The 12,292-nt window shown below is 37.6% G+C and carries 13 protein-coding genes; 2 read left to right on the forward strand and 11 right to left on the reverse strand.

Annotated elements, in window-relative coordinates:
- Positions 1 to 211: 211 nt before the first annotated feature.
- The 3 genes from AC1FXP_RS01240 to AC1FXP_RS01250 all read right to left on the reverse strand — a co-directional run bounded on the left by AC1FXP_RS01240 (position 212) and on the right by AC1FXP_RS01250 (position 2,762).
- Positions 212 to 1,384 (reverse strand): ABC transporter substrate-binding protein, encoded by a 1,173-nt coding sequence (locus AC1FXP_RS01240; RefSeq protein ID WP_480058879.1) that lies wholly within the window; start codon positions 1,382 to 1,384, stop codon positions 212 to 214.
- Complete coding sequence (locus AC1FXP_RS01245; protein ID WP_480058880.1) at positions 1,384 to 1,905, reverse strand: DUF6143 family protein; 522 nt, start codon at positions 1,903 to 1,905, stop codon at positions 1,384 to 1,386. The genes AC1FXP_RS01240 and AC1FXP_RS01245 overlap by 1 nt, the downstream gene beginning before the upstream one ends.
- Before the next feature lie 563 nt (positions 1,906 to 2,468).
- Complete coding sequence (locus AC1FXP_RS01250) at positions 2,469 to 2,762, reverse strand: Dabb family protein (RefSeq protein WP_480058120.1); 294 nt, start codon at positions 2,760 to 2,762, stop codon at positions 2,469 to 2,471.
- A gap of 175 nt (positions 2,763 to 2,937) precedes the next feature.
- Between AC1FXP_RS01250 and AC1FXP_RS01255 the strand changes: the two genes are divergently transcribed.
- Positions 2,938 to 3,999, forward strand: coding sequence for an AbrB family transcriptional regulator (locus AC1FXP_RS01255; RefSeq protein WP_480058121.1), 1,062 nt, complete (start codon positions 2,938 to 2,940; stop codon positions 3,997 to 3,999).
- Positions 4,000 to 4,147: 148 nt separating this feature from the next.
- Here the strand turns inward: AC1FXP_RS01255 and AC1FXP_RS01260 are convergent, their stop codons facing one another.
- Positions 4,148 to 4,687, reverse strand: coding sequence for a peptide-methionine (S)-S-oxide reductase (locus AC1FXP_RS01260; RefSeq protein ID WP_480058881.1), 540 nt, complete (start codon positions 4,685 to 4,687; stop codon positions 4,148 to 4,150).
- A 199-nt stretch (positions 4,688 to 4,886) separates the two neighbouring features.
- Here AC1FXP_RS01260 and AC1FXP_RS01265 point away from each other — a divergent pair, with 199 nt between their 5' ends.
- Positions 4,887 to 5,129: a hypothetical protein gene (locus tag AC1FXP_RS01265; RefSeq protein WP_480058122.1), complete on the forward strand. Its 243-nt coding sequence runs from the start codon at positions 4,887 to 4,889 to the stop codon at positions 5,127 to 5,129.
- A gap of 86 nt (positions 5,130 to 5,215) precedes the next feature.
- Here the strand turns inward: AC1FXP_RS01265 and AC1FXP_RS01270 are convergent, their stop codons facing one another.
- The 7 genes from AC1FXP_RS01270 to AC1FXP_RS01300 form a co-directional block, all read right to left on the reverse strand.
- Entirely contained in the window at positions 5,216 to 6,406 is a 1,191-nt protein-coding gene (locus tag AC1FXP_RS01270; protein WP_480058123.1) for an MFS transporter, read from the reverse strand.
- 331 nt (positions 6,407 to 6,737) lie between these two features.
- Positions 6,738 to 7,448 (reverse strand): Crp/Fnr family transcriptional regulator, encoded by a 711-nt coding sequence (locus AC1FXP_RS01275; protein ID WP_480058124.1) that lies wholly within the window; start codon positions 7,446 to 7,448, stop codon positions 6,738 to 6,740.
- 145 nt (positions 7,449 to 7,593) lie between these two features.
- Positions 7,594 to 7,785, reverse strand: coding sequence for a hypothetical protein (locus tag AC1FXP_RS01280; RefSeq protein ID WP_250097596.1), 192 nt, complete (start codon positions 7,783 to 7,785; stop codon positions 7,594 to 7,596).
- The gene (locus AC1FXP_RS01285; protein WP_480058125.1) at positions 7,778 to 8,311 is read right to left on the reverse strand and encodes a QcrA and Rieske domain-containing protein; all 534 of its coding nucleotides are present in this window, start codon (positions 8,309 to 8,311) and stop codon (positions 7,778 to 7,780) included. Before AC1FXP_RS01285 ends, AC1FXP_RS01280 begins: the two co-directional genes overlap by 8 nt.
- A 14-nt stretch (positions 8,312 to 8,325) precedes the next feature.
- Positions 8,326 to 8,868: a 4Fe-4S dicluster domain-containing protein gene (locus tag AC1FXP_RS01290; protein WP_034633364.1), complete on the reverse strand. Its 543-nt coding sequence runs from the start codon at positions 8,866 to 8,868 to the stop codon at positions 8,326 to 8,328.
- Positions 8,869 to 8,895: 27 nt separating this feature from the next.
- Positions 8,896 to 11,019, reverse strand: coding sequence for a formate dehydrogenase subunit alpha (gene fdhF, locus AC1FXP_RS01295; protein ID WP_480058126.1), 2,124 nt, complete (start codon positions 11,017 to 11,019; stop codon positions 8,896 to 8,898).
- A complete protein-coding gene (locus AC1FXP_RS01300) occupies positions 11,020 to 12,156 on the reverse strand; it encodes an MFS transporter (RefSeq protein WP_480058127.1) in 1,137 nt (378 codons plus the stop codon).
- Between the last annotated feature and the right edge of the window lie 136 nt (positions 12,157 to 12,292).

Raw genomic sequence — 12,292 nt, forward strand, 5'->3', positions numbered from 1 at the left:
GAAAAATTGTTTTTAAAACTTTCTACTTAAAAAAGCTGGCATCCCCAATATATTGGGAAGCCAGTTTTTTAAATCCCCTTCTCACATAGCTATTTCAACTCTATCAACGCTACTACCTCAACGTGTGTTATGGTGAATGATGATAATAATATGAGAAATTATTGATTTGCGAAAAAATAGACCCGATTATGATTTGAGGGGGTCTACTTTATCACCTCTCATCCCATGAAGGTGCTGGCCACACAATTTTTGTTTCGGCAAGAGATAATGGCCATATAATCTTATATTCCTGATCTATAACTTGAGCCAATAATGCATCCGCCAGTATGTTTTGCCCATTCGAATCAAAGAGAACACCACGCCATGGCATGATCAGCCTTTCACCTCGAATTCTTGTATGACGAAGAGCTCTTCTTATATCATTTCTATTTGTACTTCCTGCTCGATTGATTGCATCTGCTAAAATTAGCAATCCTGTAAAACTCCGAGTATTGGTTTCATCCATATCTTGACCATACCTTGCACGGTAAATGTTATTGACTTCCGTGACAATTGGCTTTACTCTTCCTAAACCAAGTGCCCAGGCAACACGGCTGATAATGTAATTTCCATCTTCCCCAATTGTCTCTAGAAATTCGGGAATCGTGCACCCTGCATTTTGCACAACAAGACCATCCGGAAACCAATTTAATGTCTTCAAATCGTGAACAACTTGAATGGCGTCTGCTAAAAATTGCTGTCCAAAGACAGCTTGTGCGTTCCTTTTTCGAATTCTACTCAGTTCAGCCAATAAGGAATTAACTGGCGGAGTGTACATTTCAAGTGCAACAAGTCGACCCGAAAATTCATGGATGTGTTCCATTTCAATATTTGCCGCTTCTAATCCAAAAATGGAATCTTCAGTCAATATACCAAAACGCTTAACATCTATTCCTTTAGATCTTAAAAAACAAAAAAATTCAAAGAAAAGCTCCGTATATAAACGATCATTTGGCGCTGATCGAAAAAACCAACGAAAGCCTCGCTCTGTAAGAGATGGTGCTGAGGATTCTGGAGTTAGAAAAGGAACTTTTTCCGCCTCTGCCACGGTCGAAGCTTGCAGGGTTACACTGCTTTGATAAGAACCGATCAGTGCAACAACTTTTTCTGTTTCAATCAACCGTCTTGCTTCTTCCCGGCCAATCGCAGGGTTTCCTTGGGAATCTCCGTAAATTACTTTGATTTTTCGATTTCCTAATAAGGGAAGGCCTTTCGAACGTGCTAACGGTAATGGTAAATCGAATCGCTTATTTACAATATCAACAGCCAAATCGATGGCTTGTCGAATGTCTCTTCCGACGGCAGCCAAAGGACCAGTGAGAGGATAAATGGCTCCGATTTTTATTACTTTTTTTTTCGATTTTTGTTCCTCCTCCCTTTACTATTACAGTGCTTTTCATAGACTTTTTCCTCAAACCAACCGAATGCCACTTCTGCATCAATGATTTTATGATTTGGTGAAACTAAAAAGAAAACAAAGGAACCACCTGGTGGAAAAATGAATTTTCCATCCTCATCACTCGCCAACGTACTATTTGGTGATACAATTCGTTTAAATGAATTTATCCCTTTCTTCGGAAAACCTTTCACAAGTTCAGCAAATGCGGTTTTTGATTTGGGCTGCGGGAGAGGAGAAAGAGTGGTGTTTGTAGGGGTAACATGATCTGAAATTTGTGGTTTCCCGGGAGGTTTTGAATTAAACCAAACCTCAATGACAAAAGGCTGGTTAGAAAAATTTGTGACAGTAAACGCATTTACAAATATATTGATATCTGATTTAACGGGATTAATTAAGCCTCCCCAAGCATTTTTACCTTTTCTAAACGAATGGTTTCTGTTCGTCCAACAATGGTAAATCGAAATAATTCCACTAAAATTTAGAAAGAAAAATCAAGAAGTCGAGTCCCTGTTAAGTAAGGAACCGACTTTTTTAACTTGGCTTATTCACTATCCAACTAGTTACTCCTATATAATAGTACTAAAGAATAACTCTTTAAACCGTGCAACAGTACTTTTTCCCATACTAACATCGAATGCCAGTACATGTTTCATGTTCATTTCTCCTTCTTTTGCCAATCATAGAAGCCATCACATTGCCTTCGATTCCACTTTCTTTTACTCGATCTCTTAAGGACCCAACATACTAAACTGATTCAGATAAGGGTGTGAAGTTGGCCGGTTTAATATACGGACTCATTAATGGTCTCCCCAGGGGGTGTTCGACCTTACTTCACTTCTACTATAAAAAAATAGTAGCACAAACCCTGGCCGGGGTCTGTACTACTAATGTTAGTATGTTTGTATGCCAATTTTAGTGTTAATTTGGTTGGGATAGGAATGCTAAATGAGCTGTTAAATATTTAGCTTGTAAATTCACGTTTTCCCTCCCGAAACTGAACCCGTTAATTGTGTTGGAATCTATTTCTTTCTTAAAGTTCAAAGTCAACACCAATGCTGTCTACTCTTCCAACTTCTCTTATAAAAGCAGCCACTGCTTGGTGTTCTGCGTTTTCTACATATGCATCAAGTGCAGCTTTGTCCTCAAATCGAACAGTTAGTACAACTTGGTAATCCTTGCTTTTCTCAGAAATATTAAGCCCAGCTTGAAGATCAAGAATGCCAGTCAAGTGGTCTTTTAGCGCTTTAAAGCGATTTACAACTTCTTGTAATTGCTCTGGGGTTGTAGTGTCTGCAAACTTTACTAAAACGGTACGATTAATCATGAAAATACCTTCTTCCTGCTTTTCTTTTATTTACCAAAATATATTTTAACGAACATCTAGTAAAGAAGCAATGTTCATGCCTAGATCATTATAGTTCTGAATTATTTCGACAGGCGAAACGGATGTATATATGGTACAATTTGTATATCCTTGTTTATTAAAAAGGGGTTTTTCTATGAAAACAGGTAGTATCCTACGTTTGTTGGAAACATTTCTTATTGGTATTATCGGCGGCTATCTATTTAACTTAGCTAATCTACCATTGCCTTGGGTGTTAGGATCACTGACGTTCGTCATGCTTTGGCAAGGTTTCACGAAACGCCAAGCGCACTGGCCAAGTTCAGTGAAAAACAGTGGGTTAATTGTTCTTGGAATTTATTTTGGAATGTATTTTACACTCCAAACATTTTCGACCATAGGACCATATTTTTTATCCTTTATTGTATTAACTGTTGCTCTAATCGCTGCAAGTATCGTTATTAGCATTGTTATTACGAAGTGGATCAATGTTGACAAAATAACAAGTGTATTTGGTTCTATACCTGGTGGATTAACCGAAATGGTAATTGCTAGTGAGGCTCTTAATGCCAAATCCTCATTGGTTGTCATATTTCAAACTGTTCGCTTAATTACCGTTTTATTTGTTGTTCCGACAACAATCATCTTTTATTTTTCTCAATCAGGTTCACCTTCTGCTATTTTGTCTCAGTCAGAAGGGTTTGTATTTGTGGATTGGAATTATCTATTGTTTGTTTTTCCTGTCGTTGCTGGGTTGTTTTGTCGTAATAAAATCCCTGCAGGAATAGTCATTGGTCCGCTCGTGATAACAGCGCTCTTGAATATAAGTATTGTTGACTTAGCAACTGTTCCTGACACCTTCTTAATCCTTGCTCAAATTGCCGTAGGAATTGGTCTTGGAAAAAACATCTCTTTCACTGATTTGAAAATGGGTGGGAAATATAGCGTTGTTTATTTAGGGGTGTCTCTAAGTCTTATTACCATCTCCTTTGGTTTAGGAATTTTGTTAGCTCAAATAACAACATTAGATTTAGCAACAGCCACATTAAGCATAGCTCCCGGTGGATTAATTGAGATGGTATTAACTGCCTCTATTGTGGGTGCAGATCCAGCCATTGTTAGTGCGTTTCAACTTGTACGTATACTTATTATCATTATGTTTGTCCCACCATTTTTAAAATGGTATTTTAGAAAGAATGAGAAACAAATCGCAGCCTAAAAAACCAAACCGGCGTTTCTGTAATCAGCCGGTTTGGTTACATACCAACCTGCTGGTTCCGTTACTTCTGGCAACTCAGAAAAAGGACGCATCATAAACCAAAAGTACCCCCTGCAAATGTTGCACATTCCTCCATTAGCGTTCACCCTTACCATTTCAATTTGGTTAATGTTTCTTTTAACAATTCAATTTCATTGTCATTAAGTTCCCAATGATGAATCTCTTCTTTTATTTCTAATAAACTTCCAAATTCACGTACAAAGCCATTTAAGCGAGCAGCAAAAGTCGAATTTACAAATGCATCTTGCGACTGAAATAGACGAAGAACGGATTCATAGGCTTGTTTATATCGTTTTAAGTAATATTTTTGATGTTTATCTTCTGCAAGAAAAAATTGATCAAATGGATTTATTTCAGTTTCAATTTCTTTTTGCATTTGCTCTTCCAACTTATTTTTAACTAGATTAGCTCGATCCTTTTGTTGTTGATTTCGATACAAAAATAGAGACATGTATTGTCGACCACCATAACCAACCTTACGTGGGGAATGGTTACTCCAAAATATAGTTAACAATTGGTCAAAAATGGAAGGGTCAAAATCGATTTCGACCGTTTCTGTGTGGTCACCCATTTGTCTATAGGTTGGGTTTGTTTTTGTCCCACCGGCATAACCAACGCGTGTTCTAATAACTCCAGGTAGATGCCCGAACCGAGCATCAGGTCCCCAAAATAACCCATGCCATGAGTTATGGTTTCAACAATAGGAGCGTTTCGAGAAAATTGACCTTCGTTCATCTTTACACCTCATTTTCCTTTGTTTAATGAATGAATGTACATTGTTCCTCTCATACTAAATGAATCTATTGTTAGTAAGTAGGTGAGAAGTTATGCACTTTGGAAGTTATGTCAGTATTCGAGCCATTCACTATATTAAATCAGAATACCCTTTCTCTTCTCGAAAGGATCGACACGCAAACCTATTATTTGGCCAAATCAAAGAGGAGCAACTTCGTGAACTTCTCACATTAAGCTTGTTAACTAATTTCCCCTTTATTGTAGAAATTCCAAAAGGTGAAGGGATAACTCTTCAAACTGAAATTCAATGGATGAGGGAAGCAGCATCACCGTGATTCTAGCTGTTAAGTTATTTTCCCTCTTTATTATTGAATATCGAAGAGGGCACTGAAGTTTTACCTTTCAGTGCCCTCTAAATTGACTAGCTTTCATTTACGTTGTTCGCTCGAAATGTAATCTTACTTGTACGGATCATAGAAAAAACATTAACCATTAAACAACCTGCGGCAAAAAGAGCTAAAAAGATAAAACCTGCACTATATGTTCCCGTTACTTCTTTTACTAACCCCATGACAAGTGGCGGAAAAAAACCTCCAATTCCACCGATCGCACTAATAATTCCAGTGACAGCTCCTGTATTATTGGGAGAAACAGCCGGAACAAGTTTGAAAACTGCACCATTCCCTGCTCCCAATAAAAGAGCCATCATTATACAGCTGATACTAAAAACAGAGAAATTATCCAAAGTAAGAGCCATGATTGATGCACTTAAAATGATTCCGCTAAAGAGAACCATAATGACTTGGTTTGCACCCAATTTATCTGCCAAATATCCACCAATCGGTCTAATTAAGGTAGCTGCTACAACAAAGACTGCTACGTTTAACCCTGCATTTACAGAAGAAAAATGAAATGTTTCCTGCAGTAAAGTGGGTAAATAAAAACTAAAGGCAACAAATCCACCAAAAGTTAAAAAGTAGTATAACGATAGTAACCATGTAGCCTTATATTTTGTAACAGAAAGTGCATCTTTTAATGTCTTGACTTCTTTTGGTTTTGGTAATTCTTTTGTTCCTAACCAAAAAATAACGGTCATGATACTAAGGGCAAACGCCAGTCCCCAAAAAGCCCATTGTAATCCAAAAAGATTCACGATTGAAGGAACTGTAAAGGATGCAACGGCTGTCCCTAAATTACCAATACCAATAATCCCCAAAACCAAACCCTGTTTCTCAGCTGGAAACCATTTTGTCACATACGTTATCGCGATTGTAAACGTTGTACCTGCCATCCCGATAAAAAATGCCCAAAAGAGTAAAGCACCATAGGAGTTTGCAAAACCTGCAGCAAACATCGGAATCACACTAAAAAGCATCGTTAACGTATATACTTTTCTTGCGCCATATTTATCTGCAATAATTCCCATCGGAATACGCATAATGGATCCTAATAAAATTGGTATGACAATAATAAAACTTCTTTGGGTCTCTGTTAATTGATATTGTTCTTGTAAAGTCGATGCAATTGGTGAAAATACCGACCAAACGGCAAATGAAATCACCATTGCAACGGTTGATAATACTAATGCAGCTTTTTGTCCTCGAGCTTGCATTTGTAACCCTCCTCTAGCTGTTTAAAGATATATTTGTTTTACATATTTATGATTAGCATAGAGTAAAGTCTAGATTAAAAATTATAAATTATCTATTACATTGTCAGGTATTATTACAAACTATTTGATTTGTAGTTTTTAGCTAAATACCCATTTAAAACCGTAAAAAGCTTGTTCTTTCTAGGGTATTGCTTTTGATTTAAAAGCGGACTTTAATATATATGTTAACTTCTATTACATACATTTAAGCAATCCTATTTTTGTTTTTACGAATCCGAAGTTTATATAATAGAAAAAACAGTTAGCAAGGTAACCCTAACTAACTGCTTCTCTAAATCGTACATATTTCAACCGGGCAATCGCCGCATTGCAAAAAATCTTTTAAATATTGAATATCACGGAGAACAATGTGATTGTTCTCATAAAAAATGATTTCTTCTTTTTTTAACTCATTCATCATGCGGTTTACACCTTCACGAGTTGTACCGATATAATTGGCAATCTCCACATTTGTTAAATTTACATTTATTAAGATGCCTTTATCATGCTCTTCTCCATAAGAGTTACTAAAACGTATAAGCGTTGAGTACAAACCACCCTTTTTACCACACAAAATAAGATCACGGAATTTAGACTGTGTTGATTGATTTTGGATAGCTGACCACTTCATAAAGGCTACAGCCAGTTCTCCATTCTCAATAAATAACTTCTCGATCATCGAACGATCGTAACGAATCAATTCGGCATCTTCCTCTACTGTCGCTGTAACAGCAACAGATAATTCATTAAATAAGCCTGCTTCTCCGGCTAATTCATCTTTTTGAAGAAGGCTCAAGGAGAATTCTTTCCCGTCCGAAGTCATCTTGCTTAGCCGAATCAACCCTGACAACACTAAATAAATGTATTTTGGGGTATCTCCTTCGGAAAAAAGAACAAAACCTGACTGCACCTTTATTTTCGTTCCTTTTGAAAACATTAATTGTTTATTTTCTGCACTTAACTGTTCAAAGAAACGGACCATTCTTTGTTCTTTTTTTTCCATTGTTTCCCTCCTCACAATTTTAAGTTAACTTTATATAGCCTAACATTTATAGAAAAGGAAGTAAATTGGATTATTACTATATAGTTAATATTAATGGTAATAACTACATAAAGGAAGCCTAACTAATATAGCAGGCTTCCTTCTCTTATTTATATTCAATTTTTCTCCATTTAAACATCGTTAGTAAGGCTACAACTGAAGAGATGAGTGCAACGATGGTGTTACGAAATACAAGGTCAAATTCTAAACCTAGATACGCTTCAATGGTCCATTGTAACATCACAACATTTACAGCTAATGCAATGAAGATAATGGTCCAACAAATCGTTTTAGCCATGTCGAATCTTCCTTCCCGCTGCATATACGATACCATTTTGGACTTCAATTTCAATCAATGGCAGCTCTCTTTGTGGAGGTCCAGCTATTGGATGACCATTATTTAAGTCAAAGTATCCTTGGTGGCAAGGGCAAAGCAGTACTTCGCTTTCCTTTTCATAAAAAACGGGACACATTAAGTGAGTACAAGCACTGTTATATGCTTTTAATTCACCTGCTTTTGTATGAACTAAAAGCGCTGGGTCTTTTTCAGTTGGGTAATTAAAGGTAATGGATGAGCCTTTTGGTACGTCATCTAATTTGGCAATTTCAACAAGTTCTCGTTCCTCTTCAAAATCTCCCAAAAACGCTTTTACGGAAAATGGCAGGGTTGAAAGACCTAGTGCTACAGTTGCACCGACTGCAGTTTTCAAAAAGGCTCTTCGATTAAATTTTAAGTCATCATAACGACTAACATTATCCTTTAAATTAATCATATCGTCTTTGCTTTGGTTTTTTTCTCTCTTACATTGTATTTTATCAGTCATTGTGGACCTCCTCTCTAGTCTGAATACACTCCGAAAAATTCAGGTACATATTTCCACTTATCATTTTCACTCGGCTTCTTGCCTTCAATTAAATTCATTTGTGTACGACGTCTGCGTAATGATTGCATCTCTTCAAAATCAATGAAACGAATTGCTTCACTCGGACAAACAGATGCGCACATTGGAGCAATGTCATATTTTGAACGGTCGTAACACATATCGCATTTGTACATTTTGTTTTCCTCAAAATCAAACTTAGGAATTCCGAATGGACAAGCAAATGTACAATTACGACAACCAATACATTTTTCATCCATCGCAGAAAGGACAACACCTTCTTCTGTAATTTGGATCGCATTGGCTGGACACACTCTTGCACAAGCGGGATCTTTACATTGCATGCACATCATTGGAAATGTTTGTCTGCTTTCAGTAAAGTCAATGTACTCTACATAATTCCGTTCTTTGGCATCGTGATCTCCACACTCTCGGCATGCCGCTTGACATGCACGGCAGCCGATACATCGTTCAAATTCAAGGTACATAATTTTATTCATTGGAAGTTCCCCCAGTTAGCTTCTGATTTATACTTTTTCTAATTTTACTGCAGCTACTTTGAATTCTGGCATTCTAGAAACAGGATCTAGGGCCGGATTCGTTAATTGGTTCGCAGCAAGTTCTTTCCCCCAGTGGTAAGGAATGAATACTGTATCTTTACGAATTGCCTTTGTAATTCTAGCTTCAACTGTCATATTGGAACGCGGGCTCGTGATTAACACCTTATCCTTATTTGAAATGTTGTACTGACTAGCCAGTTCAGGGTGCATTTCAATATATGGCAACGGGCATTGCTCCATTAAAAAGTCGACACGTCTCGTTTGAGTTCCTGATAGGTAGTGAAAGACGACCCGACCCGTTGTTAAAATGTGTGGATACTCTTTCGTCGGTGTTTCACCAGGTTCTGCCCAATCAACAGCCGCTAAGTTTGCTTTTCCGTCTTCGGTTCCAAATTTTTCTTTAAACATCGTTGGTGTACCAGGATGATCTTCGGAAGGGCAAGGCCAAAACACTCCATCTTCTTTATCAATACGCTCCCATGTAATCCCGTGGTAATCTGCCTTTCCACCTTTTGATGCAATCCGTAATTCTTCGAAAATTTGTCTAGGATTTTCATAATTAAAGAATTTTCCTTTTCCCATTCTCTTTGCGATATCACGCATAATTTCCCAATCGGTTTTTGCTTCACCTATAGGCTCCGTAACTTTTCGTACACGAATAACACGGCCTTCTAAATTCGTCGTTGTTCCTTCGTCTTCTGCCCAAGTCGTCGTTGGCAAAATGACATCAGCAAATTCAGCTGTTTCTGATAAGAAGAAATCACTTACGACTAAAAACTCTAGCTTTTTTAAACCACTCCAAATGTGCTCTAGATTTGGTGCAGATACAGCTGGATTACTGCACATAATATGCATCGCACGAATGTTTTCATTTTGGATTTCATCAAACATCTCGTAAGCAGACACACCCGCTTTTGGCATTTCTTCAGGTTTGATTCCCCATACGCCAGCTACATACTTGACATGTTCAGTGTTATCAATTTTTCTGTATCCAGGTAGTGCATCAGCTTTTTGTCCATGCTCCCGACCGCCTTGCCCATTTCCTTGACCTGTTATTGTTGCTACACCTGAAGCGAATTTTCCAATCTGTCCTCTGAGCAATGCCATAGATGTGTAAAGAGTAACGTTGTCTACCCCTTTATTTTGTTGTTCGATCCCTCGGCAAAACGTTACAATCGAGCGCGGAGACTTTCCGTATATACGAGCAGCTTTTATAATTTTATCTTTCGCTACTCCAGTAATTGATTCTGTTAATTCAGGGGTGAACTTTTTCACCATCGCTTTTAATTCTTCATAGTTATTACATCTTTCGTTTACATACTCTTCGTCGACATAACCTTCTTCTACAAGCAAATGCATGATGCCGTTTGCTAGGGCCGAATCAGATCCTGGTTTTAAATCTAAGTGAACGTCAGCTACACGAGCTGTTGGTGTTTCCCTTGGGTCGGCTACAATTAACTTTGCACCTTTATCTTTTGCTTTCCATAACCATTGGATCATTGTCGGATGACATTCAGCTGTATTTGATCCAGCCATAAACAAACAATCTGTATGCTCGAATTCTGGTAACGGCAGGCTCGATCCACGGTCAACACCTAATGTTTTCATTAATCCACCAGCCGCTGATGACATACAGAAGCGACCATTGTAGTCTAAGAATCTTGTACCAAGACCAACACGAGCATATTTCCCAACTAAATAGCATTTTTCGTTTGTCATCGATACTCCACCGAATACCCCAACTGCGTCTTTCCCGTGCTCAGCTTGAAGTCGTTTGAAATTCTTCTCAATTAAGTCATACGCTTCTTCCCAACTTGACTCAACAAACTGACCATTCTTTTTAATAAGTGGCTTTAATATTCGCTCCTTGTGGTTAACCGTTTGATAAGCGGTTACCCCTTTTGGACACATTTTCCCGAGTGTTACCGGCCAATCATACCTTGGCTCTACCCCTACGACTTTCCCTGACTTTTCATTTACTCGGATATGCATTCCGCACTGCATCCCACAATAACAACAATGGGTTGTGACAAGTTTTTCACCTGGCTTTTGTAAATTCTTCACACCGTCTTTGACAAGAAATTCACTCATTTATTCGTCCCCCGTTTTCTCATAATAAGAATCATCTCTCTTTTGACCGAACCCAGGAATATGAATTCCATTATTTGTTTGAATCGGTCCATTTGGAGAAGGTAAGTTTGAATTGATATTTAATTGCTTCATCACACGAATTCTTCTACGGCAGCTTGGGCAGTAATCAGCTAAATACGAACCATCAGCAAGCTGCAAGTCAAAACTTTGTACTCCAAGTATTTCTTTCACATCATTAATTTGGTCATCATTACTATAAGGTGATTGACATGATTTACACTCTCTCGTATCAACACCGACTACTTCTTGATAGTTCATTGGGACCGCTGTTGCTAACGGTCTTACCGGAAGATGGAATAACTTCCCAAATGGGAAATATACTAAGAAAATAACAACTGTAATTTGGTGTATGAGAGCTAGGTAGTTGTGCATCCATCCACCTAAAAATTTATATGAAACAGTTAGTAATAGTCCAGATACCGTAACCCATAAAAGGACATATAATGGGACTAAGTCGAACTCGATACGTTGTGTCACTTTAACATCTTGATTTTTCGAACGTCTAATAAGCGCCATCGTTACACCAATTAATACCATCATGGCAGTAATGTTCAATCCGTTGTACACTAGCTCAGCAAATAGTCCATTTGCAGCCATCGAAATAGTCGGAATTCCCATTACAACAATTTGATAAGTTGTTGGATCGATAAGCTTAAAATGGATCCATCCAAACGTTAATCCAAATGTAATCGCAAACGATCCAATACAGCCCCATGCAATCAACCAGTGCATAATGCCTCTATAAATTCCACGTTTGAAAATAAACTTTTGAAGAATTATGTTGTCAAAGGCTGTTTTTGCAATCGCCTTCCAATTCCTCTTCATTCTCTTTTTCTTCTTCATATTGCTGAAACTTCTTTTTAAAACTTGATGGGTAGCTGGCCTCACAGCCCATGCGCATAAACGAATGGTCATCCCAATAGCAAAAACAAAAGATGAAATGAGATAGCCAAACAACATCATATCAACATGAGAAAATTGTCCGGTACCAACCCACATTAAGAAAATTAAGATCATAACTACGACAAATGAATACATACTCGCTTTTGAATAAAATGATTTTTCAATCTCGCTCATGTTGCCACTCCTTATTTGTAACACTTAATTTGATATGTTCATTGTAGATTTTCTAACTACAATTAACTGTGACGTTGATCACATTTCAAAAATTCAAGATGACAAACTTATGAACAACTAGTCAAAAAACAAAAAA

The organism is Halalkalibacter sp. HAAS-P013, from assembly GCF_056619925.1.

Coding starts and splice junctions, on each gene's coding strand:
- AC1FXP_RS01270 (WP_480058123.1), bottom strand. CDS start 6,406: ATGCAAGCTCGAGGACAAAAAGCTGCATTAGTATTATCAACCGTTGCA.
- AC1FXP_RS01290 (WP_034633364.1), bottom strand. CDS start 8,868: ATGAATAAAATTATGTACCTTGAATTTGAACGATGTATCGGCTGCCGT.
- AC1FXP_RS01255 (WP_480058121.1), top strand. CDS start 2,938: ATGAAAACAGGTAGTATCCTACGTTTGTTGGAAACATTTCTTATTGGT.
- AC1FXP_RS01280 (WP_250097596.1), bottom strand. CDS start 7,785: ATGGCTAAAACGATTTGTTGGACCATTATCTTCATTGCATTAGCTGTA.
- AC1FXP_RS01300 (WP_480058127.1), bottom strand. CDS start 12,156: ATGAGCGAGATTGAAAAATCATTTTATTCAAAAGCGAGTATGTATTCA.
- fdhF (WP_480058126.1), bottom strand. CDS start 11,019: ATGAGTGAATTTCTTGTCAAAGACGGTGTGAAGAATTTACAAAAGCCA.
- AC1FXP_RS01250 (WP_480058120.1), bottom strand. CDS start 2,762: ATGATTAATCGTACCGTTTTAGTAAAGTTTGCAGACACTACAACCCCA.
- AC1FXP_RS01265 (WP_480058122.1), top strand. CDS start 4,887: ATGCACTTTGGAAGTTATGTCAGTATTCGAGCCATTCACTATATTAAA.
- AC1FXP_RS01285 (WP_480058125.1), bottom strand. CDS start 8,311: ATGACTGATAAAATACAATGTAAGAGAGAAAAAAACCAAAGCAAAGAC.
- AC1FXP_RS01275 (WP_480058124.1), bottom strand. CDS start 7,448: ATGGAAAAAAAAGAACAAAGAATGGTCCGTTTCTTTGAACAGTTAAGT.